The sequence below is a fragment of the Halopseudomonas sp. genome (assembly GCF_038130085.1).
Taxonomy (GTDB): domain Bacteria; phylum Pseudomonadota; class Gammaproteobacteria; order Pseudomonadales; family Pseudomonadaceae; genus Halopseudomonas.
Window position 1 is genome coordinate 22,740 of record NZ_JAYPMU010000023.1, and the last position, 17,704, is coordinate 40,443.

Annotated in this window: 18 protein-coding genes; 3 read left to right on the forward strand and 15 right to left on the reverse strand. The window is 61.8% G+C overall.

The window, feature by feature from the left end:
- Nucleotides 1–9: 9 nt before the first annotated feature.
- On the forward strand, nucleotides 10–516 hold the full coding sequence (locus AAFM31_RS14765) for a DUF3299 domain-containing protein (protein ID WP_341708693.1): 507 nt from the start codon (nucleotides 10–12) through the stop codon (nucleotides 514–516).
- Here AAFM31_RS14765 and AAFM31_RS14770 read toward each other — a convergent pair.
- From AAFM31_RS14770 to AAFM31_RS14795, 6 genes are read right to left on the reverse strand one after another with little or no spacing between them, the layout of a single operon-like run.
- A complete protein-coding gene (locus AAFM31_RS14770) occupies nucleotides 510–1,577 on the reverse strand; it encodes a hypothetical protein (RefSeq protein WP_341708694.1) in 1,068 nt (355 codons plus the stop codon). The genes AAFM31_RS14765 and AAFM31_RS14770 overlap by 7 nt on opposite strands.
- Nucleotides 1,577–2,263 (reverse strand): energy transducer TonB, encoded by a 687-nt coding sequence (locus tag AAFM31_RS14775; protein ID WP_341708696.1) that lies wholly within the window; start codon nucleotides 2,261–2,263, stop codon nucleotides 1,577–1,579. The genes AAFM31_RS14770 and AAFM31_RS14775 overlap by 1 nt, the downstream gene beginning before the upstream one ends.
- Complete coding sequence (locus tag AAFM31_RS14780; RefSeq protein ID WP_341708697.1) at nucleotides 2,263–2,673, reverse strand: biopolymer transporter ExbD; 411 nt, start codon at nucleotides 2,671–2,673, stop codon at nucleotides 2,263–2,265. Before AAFM31_RS14780 ends, AAFM31_RS14775 begins: the two co-directional genes overlap by 1 nt.
- 11 nt (nucleotides 2,674–2,684) lie before the next feature.
- Nucleotides 2,685–3,200: a MotA/TolQ/ExbB proton channel family protein gene (locus AAFM31_RS14785; protein ID WP_341708698.1), complete on the reverse strand. Its 516-nt coding sequence runs from the start codon at nucleotides 3,198–3,200 to the stop codon at nucleotides 2,685–2,687.
- Nucleotides 3,193–4,536 carry a MotA/TolQ/ExbB proton channel family protein gene (locus AAFM31_RS14790; protein WP_341708699.1) on the reverse strand — a complete coding sequence of 448 codons (1,344 nt, stop codon included), beginning with the start codon at nucleotides 4,534–4,536 and terminating at the stop codon, nucleotides 3,193–3,195. Before AAFM31_RS14790 ends, AAFM31_RS14785 begins: the two co-directional genes overlap by 8 nt.
- Entirely contained in the window at nucleotides 4,533–5,297 is a 765-nt protein-coding gene (locus AAFM31_RS14795; protein WP_341708700.1) for a DUF3450 domain-containing protein, read from the reverse strand. Before AAFM31_RS14795 ends, AAFM31_RS14790 begins: the two co-directional genes overlap by 4 nt.
- A 208-nt stretch (nucleotides 5,298–5,505) precedes the next feature.
- Here AAFM31_RS14795 and AAFM31_RS14800 point away from each other — a divergent pair, with 208 nt between their 5' ends.
- A complete protein-coding gene (locus AAFM31_RS14800) occupies nucleotides 5,506–6,201 on the forward strand; it encodes an OmpW family outer membrane protein (RefSeq protein ID WP_341708701.1) in 696 nt (231 codons plus the stop codon).
- Nucleotides 6,202–6,251: 50 nt separating this feature from the next.
- On the opposite strand, the gene AAFM31_RS14805 is transcribed toward AAFM31_RS14800, so the two are convergent.
- The 4 genes from AAFM31_RS14805 to AAFM31_RS14820 all read right to left on the reverse strand — a co-directional run bounded on the left by AAFM31_RS14805 (nucleotide 6,252) and on the right by AAFM31_RS14820 (nucleotide 10,066).
- Nucleotides 6,252–7,133, reverse strand: a complete 882-nt coding sequence (locus AAFM31_RS14805) for a sugar nucleotide-binding protein (RefSeq protein ID WP_341708702.1) — start codon at nucleotides 7,131–7,133, stop codon at nucleotides 6,252–6,254.
- Nucleotides 7,134–7,359: 226 nt separating this feature from the next.
- Nucleotides 7,360–8,037: a histidine phosphatase family protein gene (locus tag AAFM31_RS14810; protein WP_341708703.1), complete on the reverse strand. Its 678-nt coding sequence runs from the start codon at nucleotides 8,035–8,037 to the stop codon at nucleotides 7,360–7,362.
- Between the two features lie 145 nt (nucleotides 8,038–8,182).
- Entirely contained in the window at nucleotides 8,183–8,668 is a 486-nt protein-coding gene (gene ssb / locus AAFM31_RS14815; protein ID WP_269688495.1) for a single-stranded DNA-binding protein, read from the reverse strand.
- A 27-nt stretch (nucleotides 8,669–8,695) separates the two neighbouring features.
- Complete coding sequence (locus AAFM31_RS14820) at nucleotides 8,696–10,066, reverse strand: MFS transporter (RefSeq protein WP_341708705.1); 1,371 nt, start codon at nucleotides 10,064–10,066, stop codon at nucleotides 8,696–8,698.
- Between the two features lie 151 nt (nucleotides 10,067–10,217).
- On the opposite strand from AAFM31_RS14820, the gene uvrA reads away from it, so the two are divergent.
- A complete protein-coding gene (gene uvrA, locus AAFM31_RS14825) occupies nucleotides 10,218–13,049 on the forward strand; it encodes an excinuclease ABC subunit UvrA (RefSeq protein ID WP_341708706.1) in 2,832 nt (943 codons plus the stop codon).
- Nucleotides 13,050–13,051: 2 nt separating this feature from the next.
- Here the strand turns inward: uvrA and AAFM31_RS14830 are convergent, their stop codons facing one another.
- From AAFM31_RS14830 to rpsK, 5 genes are all read right to left on the reverse strand, one after another.
- On the reverse strand, nucleotides 13,052–15,010 hold the full coding sequence (locus AAFM31_RS14830; protein ID WP_341708708.1) for a methyl-accepting chemotaxis protein: 1,959 nt from the start codon (nucleotides 15,008–15,010) through the stop codon (nucleotides 13,052–13,054).
- A 226-nt stretch (nucleotides 15,011–15,236) separates the two neighbouring features.
- Nucleotides 15,237–15,617: a 50S ribosomal protein L17 gene (rplQ, locus tag AAFM31_RS14835; protein WP_321350191.1), complete on the reverse strand. Its 381-nt coding sequence runs from the start codon at nucleotides 15,615–15,617 to the stop codon at nucleotides 15,237–15,239.
- A 26-nt stretch (nucleotides 15,618–15,643) separates the two neighbouring features.
- A complete protein-coding gene (rpoA, locus tag AAFM31_RS14840; protein WP_104739454.1) occupies nucleotides 15,644–16,645 on the reverse strand; it encodes a DNA-directed RNA polymerase subunit alpha in 1,002 nt (333 codons plus the stop codon).
- Between the two features lie 27 nt (nucleotides 16,646–16,672).
- Nucleotides 16,673–17,293, reverse strand: a complete 621-nt coding sequence (rpsD, locus tag AAFM31_RS14845) for a 30S ribosomal protein S4 (RefSeq protein WP_088277377.1) — start codon at nucleotides 17,291–17,293, stop codon at nucleotides 16,673–16,675.
- Nucleotides 17,294–17,308: 15 nt separating this feature from the next.
- On the reverse strand, nucleotides 17,309–17,698 hold the full coding sequence (rpsK, locus tag AAFM31_RS14850) for a 30S ribosomal protein S11 (RefSeq protein WP_080048700.1): 390 nt from the start codon (nucleotides 17,696–17,698) through the stop codon (nucleotides 17,309–17,311).
- Nucleotides 17,699–17,704: the final 6 nt, after the last annotated feature.

The window sequence follows — 17,704 nt, forward strand, 5'->3', positions numbered from 1 at the left end:
ACAATCGCCATGACACGTCTGACTCGCCTGTTTGCCCTGACACTCGGCCTGCTCGCCCTACCGGCGGAAGCGGCCCGCGAACTGAGCTGGGAAGAGCTGGTGCCCGCCGGCACCGGTCACCTGTACGGCATGCCTCCGGCACGCCACGATGGCCTGCAATCGGAAGACCAGGCAGCCGCCAATCCGCTGACCCAAAGCATGACCAACGCGCCCACGGTTGCCGAACTGGACGGTCAGCAGGTCAAACTGCCGGGTTACGTAGTGCCGCTGAACGTGGATCCCAACCAGCGGGTGACAGAGTTTTTGCTGGTCCCCTACTTCGGCGCCTGCATCCACGTGCCACCACCGCCATCGAACCAGATCGTGCTGGTACGCAGTGAAATAGGCATCGCGCTGGATGCGACCTGGGTGCCGTACTGGATTACCGGAGAACTGCACGTCGAGCAGAGCGAAAGCGAGCTGGCCAACGCCGGTTATCGGCTGGAAGCCAGCGCGATAGAGGAATTTACTTACTGAACAGCGCTTAGCGCCTGTTCGGCAGCGCCCCTCAAGCTCACCAGTTGGCGACGCTGAGCTGCACCGGTCGGCTGAATGCCCTGGATGACCGCGAGCACGGCCTGCCACTGAGCCTGCTGGTAGTGCAACCACGCTACCTTCAGCTGATCCGCTGGCTGCCCTGTAGCACCGGCAACCTGCAGCCAGACCTGCAACGCCTGCGGGTAATCCCGCGCCGCCTGCCACAACTGCGCCAACTGCCGTTGACGCTCCAACGTGGTGTTGAGCAACCGCTCCCGCAGCAACTGTTCAAGAAGGCGCGCTGCCTGCCAGGGAGAGCCGGCACGGGCGTGCAGCGCCACCAGGCTTTCCATGTCCAACTCGCTCAGGCCAACCCCTGCCAGCTGCGCCAGCCGCATGGTCGCAGCCGCCTTGCTCTGCTCACCGGCCAAACTCTGCAGGCTCGCGAGTTGACGCCAGTTGGCGGCACGCTCGGGCGCACGCTGCAAGAGCACCTGCTGCCAGCGCGCCGCCGCTGTGTAGCGTTTGAGTTCGTAGTTCATGCCCACCAGCAGCTGATACCAGCTGTCATCCACCGAAGGGCGCTGACGCACCACCTGCTCGGCCAGCGGCAGCGCCTTGTCGAATTGTCCGAGTTGCCGATACGCCTGCACCTGAAGCTGCCGGGTGGCATCGCTGGATGGCAGCAGCGCCAGCTCAGCGGCCGCCTGCTGATAACGCCCCTGCTGCATCAGCAGACGCGCCAGATTGGCCCGATCCTGCGCCTGGGCTTCGGCATCCAGCGCCCGCTGCTTGAGTGATTCGGTCAGCCAGTGGATCGCGTGCTCGGCATCGTTCGCGTCAATCGCCATGTAGGCCAGGCGCTGCTGCAGCAACGCCCGCTCTAGACTCCCCTCGGCGCTCGCGGGCAGAACCGCCTGCAAACGCAACCGCGCGGTGGTCGCATCGCCGCGCTGTTCGGCGGCCCGGGCATCGTCCAGCGCCTTGAAGACCACAGGGTCAATCTGCGCAGCTAACAGCGGCGTCGCCAACAACAACCAGCCAAGCAGCCAGACCCGCATCAGTGCTTGCCCTCGAGGACAAAGTTGAACACCTTGGTGGCTTCACGGGCGACCGCTACGCCGTTTTCCTGCCGCGGCACAAAACGGCTGCGACTGATCGCCCGGCGCGCCGCCCGATCAAACACCCCCGGCGGCTCGGACGCAAGGACCTCGATTTCCTCCACCCGCCCTTCGGCATTGACGGTAAAGCGCAGCGTCACCGACCCCTCAATCCCCGCCGCGGCGGCGCGCGCGGGGTAGTCCGGACGCACGTCGGTCAGCGGTACCAGCTCCTCGGCGCTGCCCGGCGCTGCACCGTGGGCTGGCGCAGCCGGTGCAGGCACACTCGCGGCGGCGGTGGGCGCGGCGGCAGCAGGCTCCAGTGCCGGCGGCGCCGGGGCGACGCTGAGGCTCAGATCGGTTTGCACCTGCGGAATGTCAATCTTCAGTTCCGGGATCGGCAGCGGCGGCGCCTGCGGTGTCGGCGGCTGAAGCTGCGGCCGTTCGGGCGGGGTTGGGCGTTCCGGCACGGCCTGCGGCGGACGATTTTCACTGCTGCTGTCGGCAACGCTACGCGTGACCCCGATGCGCAACAACTCGCGCTCGGGCTGCTCGGTCCGCTCCGGAGGCATGACCAGCGCCAGCATCAGGCCAAACAGCGCCAATGCCACCAGCAGCGCCAGTACAAAGCTGCCGATCAGTCGCATCACTGACCCACCGTGGCCGCCAGAGCGACATCACTGACCCCGGCCAGTCTGGCCTGATCCATTACCCGCACCACCAGTCCGGTACGCGCGTCCCGGTCAGCCTGAACCACCACGGTACTGTCCGGCTGGTCCACCCGCATACGCTCTACACCGGCGCGCACCGCGCGAATGTCGACCGGCTTGCCATCCATCCAGATCTCACCGTCGGCGCTGACCGCAATCAGAATACTGGCCCGCGGTTTGCTGACCGCGCTATCCGCGCTCGGGCGCAGAACATCGATGCCGGCTTCGCGAACGAAGGAGCTGGTCACAATGAAGAAGATCAGCATGATGAAGACGATGTCGAGCATCGGCGTCAGGTCGATTCCGGCTTCGTCGTCACTGCCGGCGTGGTGTCTGCGCATGCGCATCGGTTGCTCTCCTAATCCTGCTGCAGACGGTCGGACAGACGCTGCAATGCGCGCCGCGACTGCTGATCCAATCGGGCCAGACAAAACAGACCGCTGATCGCGATCACCATACCGGCCATGGTCGGCACCGTTGCGCGCGACACCCCGGCGGCCATCGCCCGCGGGTTGCCGTTGCCACTGATCGACATCACGTCAAACACCTGGATCATGCCGCTGACCGTGCCGAGCAGACCGAGCAGCGGACAGAGCGCGATCAGCACCCGCACCAGCGGCAGAAACCGGCTCAGCTGTGCCTGCGCCTGCGCCAGCCAGGCGGTACGAATATGCCGCGCCGCTGCACTGCGTCGCTCGACGCGGGCCAGCCAGCGCTGTTGCAAACCGTGCGCCTGCTGCGGAAACACCAGCGCCAGATACCACAAGCGCTCCAGCATCAGCGTCCACAACAGTACCGTGACGCCCAGAATGGCCCACAGCACCCAACCGCCGCTGTCGAGAAACGCCAGCAGGCGCCAGAGCAGGTCAGTCACGCGACTCACCACCGCCCAGATGCAGCGCGATCAGACCGGCACTCTGCTGCTCCAACAGCTGGATCAGCGCCTTGCTGCGCGCCGCCACCAAGGTGTGCAAAAACAGCAACGGGATCGCCGCCAGCAAGCCCAGCACGGTGGTCACCAGTGCCTGGGAAATCCCATCAGCCATCAGCTTGGGGTCACCGCTGCCGTATTGGGTAATCGCCTGAAAGGTCGCAATCATACCGGTGACGGTACCCAACAGGCCCAGCAGCGGCGCCACCGCGGCGAGCAGCTTGATCATGCCCTGCCAGCGCTCCAGCGCCGGCGTCTCCCGCAAAATGGCCTCATCCAGCTTGAGCTCGAGGGTGTCCAGTTCTTCCAGCCGCGGGTTGCTGCCGATCACGCTCAGCACCCGCCCAAGCGGATTGTCGTGCCGCAAGTGGTTTAGGTCGTCAATCTGCCGATCCACCCCACGCTGCACCCAGTGCAGCCAGACCAGTCGCGCCAGCGCCAGCAGCACGCCCAGCACACCCAGCGCCACGATCACATAACCGACGATCCCTCCCTGCGCCAGACGGGTCAGCAGATCCGGCGTACGCTGTAACTGCTCGATCACCTGCCCGCGGGCCGGATCGATCCAGAGGTCGGCAGCGGCTTGCCGCGGAGCGATAAAGTCAGCGATCAGCCCATTGCCGCTCGGCTGCCGGGCGGCCAGTTCCAGGCTGTTAGACTCGGATTGGTAAAGCAGATAGCCCTGCTCGGAGAGGGCAACGAAGGGGCCAACCAGCACCACTGGCGCCGGCGCGCTGTGCCCCTGCCGATCGATCACCGGCGCCGTAATCCGCGCGACCTCGCCGGACGCGGTCATGTCCTGCTGCAGGCGGTACCAGAACTGCTCCAGCGCCTCGACGCTGGGGATCCGGGTGCTTTGCGCCAACGCCTCCAGCTCGTCGCGACGCTCCGGGAAGCGGCTATTAAGCTGCGAATCCTGCCACTGCCCGAGGGTATCTCCGGCCCCTTGGCGCACCACACCAAACAGCTCGCCCAGATTACCGCTGCGTGCCGTCAGCTCCGCCCGCAACTCGGCCAACTGCTCACTCTGGGTTTTGAATTTCGCATCCAGTTGATCGGCGCGGGCCTGCGCCTGCGCCAGCCGCGTGCGCATCTCATTCAGTCGCTGTTGCCGCTGATCACGTTCGCGCAAAAAGCGCTGCTCGCGGGCCTGCATCGCCGCCAGTTCAGCGCTGCGGGTATCGCGAATGCTCTGCAGCAACGCGTCCTTATCCAGTGCCTGAGCCTGCGCCAGCGGCGCCAGGCTGCACAGCAACACCAATGGAGCCAGCCACTTCATGGGGCCACCTCCGTACTGACCACCGGCATGGGCAAACGCAGCAGTTGCGGCGTCTGCTCGCTGCGGGCAATCGCCATGCCCTGATCCAGCGCCCGACGGTAGCTGGACGGCAGCGCCTGCCACTGCTGCCGGGACACGTCCCAATAGCCCTGCTGCTGCCGATCCAGACTCTGATAGAACAACATCAGTCGACCAATCCGCAGAAACTCCACCACGCGCTGCTGATCACCATTACCCAGCGAGCCGCGCCAGGCTTCAAGGGTACGGCCGTAGTCGCTTTCGATCTGATAGGCCTCCAACACCCGACGGTACAGCTCGGCGATACTGACCTCCGGATCGGTCAGCAAGGCCTGCAGGCGCGCCACGCGATCCTGCCGCTCGTCCAATAGAAAGGGCAGGTCAAGGGCGATGAACGACTCGAGCGAGTCGACCATGCGGGTAATCAGGGGCACCATCTCACGCTGGGTGTCTGCAACACTGTCGAGTTGCTGCTGCAAACTGCCAAGCTCTTCGGCCTGCGCAACCACCAGTTGCTGCATCCGCTCGCTGTAGTCTGTCAGCGCCTCGGCCTGTGCGCTGGCCTGCAAATACTCACTGAGCGCTGCGCGGCTAGCGTCGTCCAGCTGGTCAATCCGTTGCTGCGCTGCTACCGCTTCGCCGGTCAGCGCCTCGCTCTGCTGCTGCGCCTGCTCCAGCGACTGCTCGGCGTGCAGACTCGGTGGCAGCATCAACAACAGCGCCGTCAGCCATACTGGTTTCATCCCTCTCCCCTCAACACTCGCTGGCACCGCCAGCCGGACATAAGAGCCACATTGTCTTTGCTGTGCTCTACATGAGCAACCACAGCCGCGATCGCATCGCTGCGGCAGCCTGCCGCACCCGTTCCCGCCCGCACCTTGCTCCAGATCAATAGTCCATCGCCGCCATGCTCGTAAAGTGGCACCTGTCCAACACACTAGGAGACAGAACATGTCAGCTTTCGCATCCCGTCTTGGCCTTGCAGCCCTCTTTGCTCCCGCACTGCTGGCCGTTTCGGTTACCGCTCAGGCCCACCAGGCAGGCGACATCATCGTCCGCGCCGGTGCTATCACTGTTGATCCTCATGAAGATAGCTCTGGCATCAAGGCAGGCGGCGCCGATCTGGGCGGGAAGGCTACTCTCGACAGCGACACTCAACTGGGTCTGAACTTCGCATACATGCTGACTGACCATGTGGGCCTTGAACTGCTCGCAGCAACCCCCTTTAGCCATGACGTTGGCGTTGCAGGCTCCCCCGCAGGCGTCGACGCATTGAACGGAAAACTGGGTTCACTCAAGCACCTGCCGCCAACACTGAGCGCCGTCTGGTACCCGATGGATAGCAGCGCCGCCTTCCAACCGTACGTTGGCGCTGGCGTCAACTTCACCTGGATCTTCGACGAAGAACTGAGCAGTTCCGCCGAAGCAAAAGGCTTCGACGGCCTGAGCCTCGACAACTCCTGGGGCCTTTCAGCCCAAGTAGGCTTTGACTACATGCTGACCGAGAGCGTCATGCTGAACGCCCAAGCGCGCTACATTGACATCGAAACTACTGGTTACACCAACCTTAACGGCGTTGGTCGCCTGAAAGTTGACGTCGACGTTGACCCCTTCGTTTACATGGTCGGCCTGGGTTACAAGTTCTAACCCACCTCACCACACTCACGGCTGCACTTCCCCTTGGGGTCCTCGTGACCTCAGGGGGCTTTTTCGTTAAGCAGCTCAGGTAAACCAATACGCCAGGTGCGCGGCTTGATGCCAAAGGCATAGAGCAACCGCCGCCCGCTCAGCACAGCGTTACGCGGCTCCACAGCGGCAGCCGGTTGCGACTCGAAGGCAACAGGCTCTATTCCGGGCTCACGCTCAATGCGACCACTGGATACCAGCTCCTGAGCCAGGGTCCGTGCAAAGCTGATCCAGCTGGCCATCTCACCGCTAGCGTAGTGATAACAGCCATACAGCTCCGCATTGCAGTCCAGCTGCTTGAGCGCACTCAGCACCACTCGGGCGGAGTCCGCCACAGTCGTTGGATTACCGCGCCACTCCTCGGCAAGCACGACCGCCTGCTCACTGCACAGCTGACCAATCAGCCGTTGCAGCATGCCGCCTTCCGACGTATCCAGAACCCAGCTGAAACGCAGTAGCAGATAACGCCGGCAGCGTTGCTCCAGCATGGCATCCAGCGCCGCCTGCTGCTCACCGTGCAGACCGATCGGCTGCAGTGGGTCCTTCTCGGTGTAGGGTTGCCCCTTGCTGCCGTCGAAGACGCGGGTGTTGGATAGCATGCACAACAGCACGTCGCGCTGTTCGCACTGCGCAATCAGCTGCTCAGCGAACCGGCTGTGCTGCGCCAGGGCATCGGCAGCCGGCGCCAGCACCTGAAACTGTTGATGGTAAAAAGAGAGGTCGACAACCGCGTCCGGGTTCAGGGCATCCAGCCATCCGGCGATGTCCGCGGGTTGCCATTGTGCCGGCTCATCATCCAGTGTGAGAAATTCGATATCTTCCGCTGCCGCCTGCACATTCAGTGCGCGTCCGAGGAGTGACGACTTGCCCAGCAGCAACACCCGCATCCGCATGCTTTGATGACCCTTGAACCTGATAACCCTAGACAGCCTGTATTGTGCAGTCTCGGGCGAATTACGTCACCTGTCGAATTCGGCAAGCACTGACGGGCTCGTCGCATCCCAGGTAAGCACGCAAACGTGCATCGCAACGTAGCAGAAGCATGCTTGAGCGCTCACACTTCAGGATACCGACACCGATCCGGAGCGTCGGGAGGTATGTGGAACGGACCGCGCTTGCTCAGGTATAGGTAACCAGGTCACGGTGCTGCAGGCCGTCGAGATGCGGCACACTGTTGAAGCTGCTCAGGCGCATATTGTGCTGATTGAATACGCACTGAATGATCGCCGTGTTCTTGGTCTGCAGATTCAGCTCGACCATAGAGCGGCTGGGCGCCTCCAGCAACTGCCGTACCAGCATGGCAATAGCCCCACCTGAGCTGACGGCCAGTACCTTGCTGCCCTTGTAGCTAGCCATGATGTGCTCGCGCACGCTGAGAATGCGATCTTCAAAGCTCGCCCAGGTTTCCGGCAAATCGCCCTGCAGCTCCCCTTCCGACCAGAGCACGATGCCCTGTTTCAAGCGTTTGAAGAAGTCAGCCACGGTGGGTTTTTCCGGCAGTGCCTGCTCAGGGTGCTGGGCTAGGAAGGCGTGCAGAATGGAGTGGAAGTCGAACTCATTCAGTTCCGGAAAGACCTGAAAGCCGCTGGCTTCGATGCCCATGCCCGCGCAGATACCTTCAGCCGTCTCGCGATGACGCACCATATCGCCGGTCAGAATGTGATCAAACTGCAGCTGCTGGGTGGCGAAGTATTCGCCCAGCATGCGCGCCTGCTGATGGCCCTTGGGTGACAGCTGATCGTAGTTGTCGCTGCCGAACGAGGCCTGACCGTGACGAACGAAGTACACCTCTGACATGTTGCTCTCTCTGTGCTGGAGTGATTGGGCAACCCGCTGCCCGGCATCATCAGCGATACAGGACCTTTCACGAGCCATAAAAAAACCCGGCAGACCGGGGATACGAGGATCCTAGGTCATGCCGGGTTGCGGCGACAGCTACATTCTAGAACGGAATGTCATCATCAAAGCTGTCGTAATCCGGTGCCGACTGCTGCGGTGCAGCCTGTTGCGGCTGCGCTGCGGCCTGCGGTTGAGCGGCCGGACGCTGCGGACGGGACTGCCCCATACCCTGCTCACCACCACCTTGACGGCTATCGAGCAGCTGCATCTGGCCGCCCATATCAACCACAACCTCGGTGGTGTAACGCTTGACGCCGTCCTTCTCCCACTCGCGGGTCTGCAGGCGACCTTCAACGTACAGCTTGGAGCCCTTGCGTGCGTACTCGCCAACCACCTCGGCGATACGACCGAAAAACACCACGCGGTGCCATTCGGTACGCTCCTGCATCTGGCCGGTCTGCTTGTCCTTCCAGCTGTCAGTGGTTGCCAGGGTGACGTTGGCGACCGCGTTGCCGTTAGGCAAATAACGCACTTCCGGATCACCACCGACATTACCGATCAAAATTACCTTGTTGACGCCTCTGGCCATTCCATTCTCCTGACTATGCCTGGGTGATCAAACGGGTGCTGCGACCCGATCCAACGCTTCACGATCCAGCAGTTTGCTGTCGACTTTCAAGTAGGCAGCCGATTCGTCGGCAACAATCACGACGTCGGTCACACCTGCAACAGCAAGCAGGCTGGCGGCCAGGCCGGCGTCCTTGATGCGATCAGGGGACACGGCCAGCCGATAACTGGTTTCGTAAGGCGGTTCGCGCATGGTAACACCAATAGCCAGCCACGACAGCGCCAGTAGCGCGCATCCGACGAATACCCCGCTCAAGCCAAAATGCGCAAACAACCAGCCGCCGAACATGCCGCCCAGCGCCGCACCAGCAAACTGACTGGTGGAATAGACGCCCATGGCCGTCCCCTTGCCACCGGCCGGTGCAATCTTGCTCAGCAGCGACGGCAGTGTCGCTTCCAGCAGATTAAATCCGACAAAAAATACGATGATGCAAGTGACCAGCCACGGCAGCGAATGCTCGGCCAGCCAGAACAGCGGCTGCACCACTGCCAGCAGCGCAACCGCGCCGAGCAACACGCGCTTCATCTGACGCTGGCGCTCTGCATAGATGATAAACGGCACCATGCCGAAGAAAGACAGCAGCAACGCCGCCAGATAGACCCACCAGTGCTCTTCCTTCGGCAGACCAGCCTCCTGCTGCAGCGCCAACGGAATCGCCAGAAAGGTCGCCATCAGAATCGCGTGCAGGCAAGCGATGCCGTAGTTCAGACGCAACAACTCGGGATTACTGAGAGCCGGCCACAAGGCGCCGCGGACGATACCAGCGTCCCGATGGCGCAGCGTTTGCTGCGGGGTTGGCACAACCAGCAGCACCAACACGATACCAACCAGCGCCAGAGCAGATGTCGACATGAACACCCCACCTAGTCCGGCGATCCGCGCCACGACCGGTCCAGCCACCATCGCCACGGCGAAAGCCAAACCGATGCTCATGCCGATCATCGCCATTGCTTTAGTCCGATGCTGTTCACGCGTCGAGTCGGCCACCAACGCCATCACCGCGGCGGCAATAGCCCCGGCACCCTGCAGGATGCGTCCGGCGATGACCTGTTGAATGCTCTCGGCACCGGCGGCAAGCAGGCCGCCAGCAGCAAACAACAGCAGCCCGAAGACAATCACCGGCTTGCGCCCGATCCGGTCGGACAACATGCCAAAGGGAATTTGCAGAAAGGCCTGCGTCAGGCCGTAGGCACCAATTGCCATGCCAATCAGCAGCGGCGTGGCGCCGTCCAGCTGCTGACCATAGGTAGCCAGCACCGGCAAGACCATGAACAGGCCCAGCATGCGGAAGGCAAAGACCAGCGCCAGCGATACCGAGGCGCGGCGTTCCTGCGGACTCATGGAGTCAACCTGATGCATGACAGCTCCGGATAAAAGCGCGGATTTTATCATGCCTTTCCCGTCATCGGGACGGCCATCCCGCGAGAGTGCTGCCCACTGTGCGACTTTGCCGCCAGACCGGCACAGGCCGTATACTTGTCCGCTTTGTCGGCTGCGAGGTGAGAGTACTGTGGATACGATCCAGATACGTGGTGCGCGCACGCACAACCTGAAGAACGTCGACCTTGATCTGCCACGCGACAAGCTGATCGTGATCACCGGCCTGTCCGGCTCAGGCAAGTCCTCGCTGGCGTTTGATACGCTCTACGCAGAAGGCCAGCGCCGTTACGTTGAGTCGTTGTCCGCCTATGCCCGGCAGTTCCTGTCGATGATGGAGAAGCCCGACGTCGACCACATCGAAGGCCTCTCGCCCGCCATCTCGATCGAGCAGAAGTCCACCTCGCACAACCCGCGCTCCACCGTGGGTACCATCACCGAAATCTACGACTACCTGCGCCTGCTGTTCGCCCGCGTCGGCACGCCGATGTGCCCAGACCACAACCTGCCGCTGGCCGCCCAAACCATCAGCCAGATGGTTGACCAGGTGCTGGCAATGCCGGAGGGCAGCAAGCTGATGCTGCTGGCACCGGTCATGCGCGAGCGCAAGGGCGAACACTTGGCGCTGATCGACGAGTTACGCGCTCAGGGTTTCGTTCGCGCCCGCATCGACGGCCGTATCCACGAGCTGGACGAAGCCCCGGCGCTGGACAAGAAACGCAAGCACACCATTGAAGTGGTTGTTGACCGCTTCAAGGTCCGCGCCGACCTGCAGCAGCGGCTGGCCGAGTCATTCGAGACCGCCATCAGCCTGGCCGACGGCATTGCGATCATCGCGCCGATGGAAGGCGAGGAAGGCGAGGAAGTTACCTTCAGCGCACGCTTTGCCTGCCCGGAATGCGGCCACTCGATCAGCGAGCTCGAACCGCGCCTGTTCTCCTTCAATAACCCGGCCGGTGCCTGCCCCGGCTGCGACGGCCTGGGCGTGAAGCAGTTCTTCGACGCCCGCCGCCTGGTCAACGGCGAACTGACCCTGGCCGAGGGTGCCATCCGCGGCTGGGACCGCCGCAACGTCTACTATTTCCAGATGCTCAGCTCGCTGGCTGAGCATTACGGCATCGATCTCGACCAGCCGTTTGAAAAGCTGCAGGAGCCACACCGCAAGCTGGTGCTCAGCGGTACCGGCAAGGAAAACGTCCCCTTCCGCTACCTCAACGATCGCGGCGACGTCGTGCGCCGCGAGCATCCGTTCGAGGGCATCCTGCCAAATCTGGAGCGCCGCTACCGGGAGACCGAGTCCCAAAGCGTACGCGAGGAACTGGCCAAGTACCTGAGCACCCAGCCGTGCCCCGACTGCCATGGCACCCGCCTGCGTCGCGAAGCGCGCCACGTGATGATTGATGGTCGCAACCTGCCTGGGGTAACCACCCTGCCGGTCGGCAGCGCCGCCGAGTACTTCGAACAACTGACGCTGGAAGGCAGCCGCGGCGAGATCGCCGAGAAGATCCTCAAGGAAATTCGTGCGCGCCTGATGTTTCTGGTCAACGTCGGCCTCGACTATCTGACCCTGGACCGCAGTGCCGACACCCTGTCCGGCGGCGAAGCGCAGCGCATTCGCCTGGCCAGCCAGATTGGCGCCGGCCTGGTTGGCGTCATGTACATCCTCGACGAACCCTCTATCGGCCTGCACCAGCGCGACAATGAGCGCCTGCTCGCCACCCTGGTGCACCTGCGCGACCTCGGCAACACCGTGATCGTGGTCGAGCACGATGAAGACGCGATCCGCTTGGCCGACTATGTCGTCGATATCGGCCCCGGGGCAGGCGTACACGGCGGCCAAGTGGTATCCCGCGGCACCCCGCAGGAAGTGATGGACGACCCAGCCTCACTGACCGGCAAGTACCTGTCCGGCAAGGTGAAGATTGCCGTGCCGCCCGAGCGCACGCCATTGCGTAAGGAGTGGCTGCGCCTCAAAGGCGCCTGCGGCAACAACTTGCAGAAGGTCAATCTGGAGATTCCGGTCGGCCTGCTGACCTGCGTGACCGGCGTATCCGGCTCGGGTAAATCCACCCTGATCAACAACACCCTGTTCCCGATCACCGCTACCGCGCTGAACGGAGCAACCACGCTGGAAACTGCGCCCTACGACAGCTTCGACGGCCTGCAGCATCTGGATAAGGTGGTCGACATCGACCAGAGCCCGATCGGCCGCACGCCGCGCTCTAACCCGGCCACCTACACCGGCCTGTTCACGCCTATTCGCGACCTGTTCGCCGGCACCCAGGAAGCACGCTCGCGCGGCTACAAGGCCGGACGGTTCTCGTTCAACGTCAAGGGTGGGCGCTGTGAGGCCTGTCAGGGCGATGGCCTGATCAAGGTCGAAATGCATTTTCTGCCTGACATCTACGTGCCCTGTGACGTGTGCAAGAGCAAGCGCTATAACCGCGAAACACTGGAGATCAAGTACAAGGGCAAGAGCATCCACGAGGTTCTGGAAATGACCATCGAGGAAGCCCGCGAGTTCTTCGATGCGGTACCGGCAATCGCCCGCAAGCTGCAAACGCTGATTGATGTAGGCCTGTCCTATATCCGCCTTGGCCAGTCGGCTACCACGCTGTCAGGCGGTGAAGCGCAACGGGTCAAACTGGCCCGCGAACTGTCCAAGCGCGATACCGGGAAAACACTCTACATTCTCGACGAGCCGACTACCGGCCTGCACTTCGCCGATATTCAGCAGCTGCTCGACGTGCTGCACCGCCTGCGCGATCACGGTAACACCGTGGTCGTCATCGAGCACAACCTGGACGTGATCAAGACCGCCGACTGGATCGTCGATCTCGGCCCGGAAGGCGGCTCACGCGGTGGTCAGATCATCGCCACGGGTACGCCAGAACAGGTGGCAGCCGAGCCGGCATCGCATACCGGCCGCTTCCTCGGCCCGCTACTGGAGCGGGATCGCGCCTGACCCTACAGCTGAAAGTGCGCGACGAGCTGCAACTGGCTGCCAGCCATCCGTTGCAGCCGCTCGCCGCAATCACGAGTATGAACCGCGGTGTCGCGGTTCTCGCCCGTCATGTCTTGCAGCTGGTGCATATGCTCATTGACCTCGGCCGTGGTGGTAGCCTGCTGCTCCGCAGCAGTCGCAATCTGGAACGCCAGACTTTGTACCGAGTGCAGCGCTCCGTCCAGCTCCCCCAGCCGATCCAGCACGACCTGCGTTTCCTGCTCCAACGCCTGCGCCTGACTCGACGCTGACTGCATGCGCTCCAGCGCCTGCAATGAGGAATGGTCCAGCGCTCCGACAATAGCCACTACTTCCTCAGTCGCGGTGCGGGTACGCAGAGCCAGCTGACGTACTTCGTCAGCAACTACCGCAAAGCCCCTGCCCTGCTCTCCCGCGCGTGCCGCTTCAATCGCCGCATTCAGTGCGAGCAAATTGGTCTGTTCAGCAATGCCGTTGATGACCTGCAAAACAGCACTGATCTGACGACTGTCGTCCGCTAGGGTATGTACCACAGCGTCAGCACCGCGCAGGCCGCCAAGCAGCTGATCCTGACGATTGATCATGTCTTTGAGCGTCTGCTGCATCAGCGAAAATGCGTTTCGGGCACTGGCAGTACTCTCCGCGCTCCCCGCGGCGGACCGGGCAATTTCCTGCACCGTCGCTGCCATCTCATCGACCGCGCTGACGACCATCTCGACCGCCTGCTGCTGTTGCTCAAGCCTAGCGCTGGTGCGGCCAGCCGCATCCAGAATGTCGTCGCTGGCCACTCCAACCGCTTCGCTGGAGCTACGCAACTGCTGAACGACCTCGCGCCAGGCCGAGGCCATTTCGTTCAACGCCTGGAGCAAGCCGTCGCCACGACGTCCCTGACCATTCGTTACCAGCTCACCCTGAGCAAGACGCTTGGCCAGTTTTACCATCGCCAACGGCTCGCCCCCAAGCGGCCGCATCACACTGCGACTGACCAAGAGCGTCGCGAGCATCACGGCCACAACCGTTGCAACACCCAACAAAAGAACCTGCCACATCAACGCCGTGACCGGTGCGAACGCCTGCTGAGCGTTAACCTCTGCGATCAACGCCCAGGTGCGCCCGTCCAGCTCCAGAGGCGCGAACGCCTTGAGGGCAGGCTCGCCATCAAGCCCCGGCTCCTGAGACTGTCCGGCTTCGCCACCAAGTGCGCGCTGGAGCGCATCGCCCGAAACACTGACGCCGGATTCGCCTGCTCTGGCCACGCGCAGGTCGCTAAAGCGCACAGAGTCGGAACGGAGCAATCCGTCGGCACCCACCAGATAGGTCTCGCCGTTATCGCCTAGCCCCTGCCGCGAATGCATGACCTCGTTGAGCGAATCCAGCGGCAACTCCAATACAAGCAAGGCCTGAAATTCACCATCGACCCCAACGGGCGCCACCAGATACTGCACCGGCAGCCCGGTAGACGGCTGTACGACTAGATCACCCAGATGGACACGCCGGTCATCAATGCCCTGCGCCACTATGCGCCCCAAGGGCGTGTCAGACCACTGCCCGGCGGTCACCTGCGCAAGATAGTCAGGCCCTCGCGCGACACTGAAGAACACTTTCCCATCGGTCGTTACAAGCTTGAGATCGCTGTAACCGTAGGTAGCGATGAAGTGCTCAAACGTCGGCTTGTCGTAACTCGTGGCACTCACCAGCGCGACAGCATCGAGACCTGCATAGCTGTTGCTGAGATTCCGGCTAAGAGTTTCGAGCTGGTTACGGCGCTCGGTCCAATTGGCCTGGAGCTGCCGTTGTTTAATGCTGGTAACTGCCTGCAGGGTGTTCATAGTCTGATCACGAAGCGCACTGCTAGCTTGAAGATAGACCGTGGCCGCCATGACAAGCACGGGAACCAGCCCGATCAGCAGATAGGTGGCGGCAAGTTTGAAACGCAGGGACATGGGAAACGGCTCCGCAAAAATGGACGCAGAGCAGCAAGCAAGAATCGTGCAACTTTATTTACAGACGTAAAACATCTTAAACCCTGGCGGCAACTGGCCATCGCAGCAGATCGCAGCTGGGTAACTGCACCCGCAAGGGGCGGCGAAGCCACCAACGCCCCAACAAGCACCAAATCGCGGACACAAAAAAACCGGCCGAAGCCGGTTCTTTTGTAGAGCCTGATACTTACTCTTCAGCTGCAGCCGCTTCAGGGCGGTCAACCAGCTCAACGTAAGCCATCGGGGCAGCATCGCCAGCGCGGAAGCCGCACTTCAGGATGCGAACGTAGCCACCCGGACGGGTCGCGTAACGCTTGCCCAGATCGTTGAACAGTTTGCCCACTGCAGACTTGCTGCGAGTACGGTCAAACGCCAGACGACGATTGGCAACGGTGTCTTCCTTGGCCAGGGTGATCAGCGGCTCGGCAACGCGACGCAGCTCCTTGGCTTTCGGCAGAGTAGTTTTGATCAGTTCATTCTCGAACAACGACACAGCCATGTTCTGGAACATAGCCTTGCGGTGTGCGCTGGTCCGACTCAGGTGACGACCACTTTTACGATGACGCATCTCTCAATTCCTCGGTGTCGAGACGATCAGGCCGAAACCTTATCGTCCTTCTTCAAGCTTGCAGGCGGCCAGTTGTCCAAACGCATACCCAGAGACAGACCACGAGAGGCCAGAACGTCTTTGATCTCGGTCAGAGACTTCTTGCCCAGGTTCGGGGTCTTCAGCAGCTCTACTTCGGTACGCTGGATCAGATCGCCAATGTAATAGATATTTTCAGCCTTCAGGCAGTTGGCCGAACGGACAGTCAGCTCAAGATCGTCCACCGGGCGCAGCAGAATCGGGTCAATCTCATCTTCCTGCTGCTCTACCACCGGCTCCTGGTCACCCTTCAGATCAACGAAGGCAGCCAGTTGCTGTTGGAGAATGGTTGCAGCGCGACGAATCGCCTCTTCCGGGTCCAGGGTACCGTTGGTCTCGAGATCGATGACCAGCTTGTCCAGGTTGGTACGCTGCTCAACACGCGCACTTTCAACCACGTACGCAACGCGGCGCACGGGGGTGTAAGTGGCGTCCAGCTGCAGACGACCGATAGAGCGAGTCTCGTCCTCATCGGACTGACGCGCGTCGGCCGGCTCATAACCACGACCACGAGCTACGGTGAGCTTCATGTTCAGTTCGCCATTGTCGGACAGCGTGGCAATCACGTGTTCCGGGTTGACGATTTCGACTTCGTGGTCCAGCTGGATGTCAGCGGCAGTAACAACGCCCGGGCCTTTCTTGGAAAGGTTCAGGGTTACCTGGTCGCGACCGTGCATGTTGATCGCCAACCCTTTCAGGTTGAGCAGGATCTCGATGACGTCTTCCTGAACGCCTTCGATGGCGCTGTACTCGTGCAGCACGCCGTCGATTTCGGCCTCTACCACGGCACAGCCGGGCATGGACGAGAGCAGAATGCGACGAAGCGCATTGCCCAGGGTGTGACCGAAACCACGCTCCAGCGGCTCAAGAGTGATCTTGGCGCGCGTGGGCGAAGTTTCCTGAACGTCAATGTGACGCGGAGTTAGAAACTCGGTAACCGAACTCTGCATGTGGGGCACCTTTATGCTGTCTGTCGCTTACTTGGAGTACAGCTCGACGATCAGGTTTTCGTTGATGTCGGCGTACAGGTCGCTGCGTGCAGGCAGGGCTTTGAAGACACCTTCTTTCTTGCCGGCGTCTACTTCAACCCACTCCGCACCACCGCGCTGAGCAGCCTGTTCCAGAGCGCTGTTGATGCGCAGCTGGTTCTTGGCCTTTTCACGGACAGCAACTACGTCACCCGGGGAAACCAGGTAAGACGCGATATTGACAGTCTTGCCATTAACGCTGATGGACTTGTGAGATACCAGCTGACGTGCTTCAGCGCGAGTAGCACCAAAACCCATGCGGTATACAACGTTGTCCAGACGACGCTCGAGCAGTTGCAGCAGGTTCTCACCGGTAGCGCCCTTCAGACGGGCAGCTTCCTTGTAATAGTTGCGGAACTGACGCTCAAGAACGCCATACATACGACGGACCTTCTGCTTCTCGCGCAGCTGAGTACCGTATTCTGAAAGACGACCGCGGCGCTGACCGTGAACACCCGGAGGCGTTTCCAGTTTGCACTTAGAGTCGAGAGCGCGCACGCCGCTTTTCAGGAACAGGTCAGTACCTTCGCGACGAGACAGCTTGCACTTGGGACCAATATAACGAGCCATTTTACCGTCTCCTGATTAAACGCGACGCTTCTTGGGCGGGCGGCAGCCGTTGTGGGGAATAGGGGTGACATCGGTGATGCTGCTGATCTTGTAACCACAAGCATTCAGCGCACGAACTGCCGACTCACGACCCGGGCCGGGGCCTTTAACGCAAACGTCGAGGTTCTTCAGGCCATACTCAAGAGCAGCCTGACCGGCGCGCTCAGCAGCTACCTGGGCAGCGAACGGAGTGCTCTTACGGGAACCACGGAAGCCGGAGCCGCCGGAAGTTGCCCAGCTCAGGGCGTTACCCTGACGGTCAGTGATGGTGATGATGGTGTTATTGAAAGACGCGTGGATGTGGGCAACCCCATCAACGACTGTCTTTTTTACTTTTTTACGTACACGAGCAGCTGGCTTAGCCATATCTGT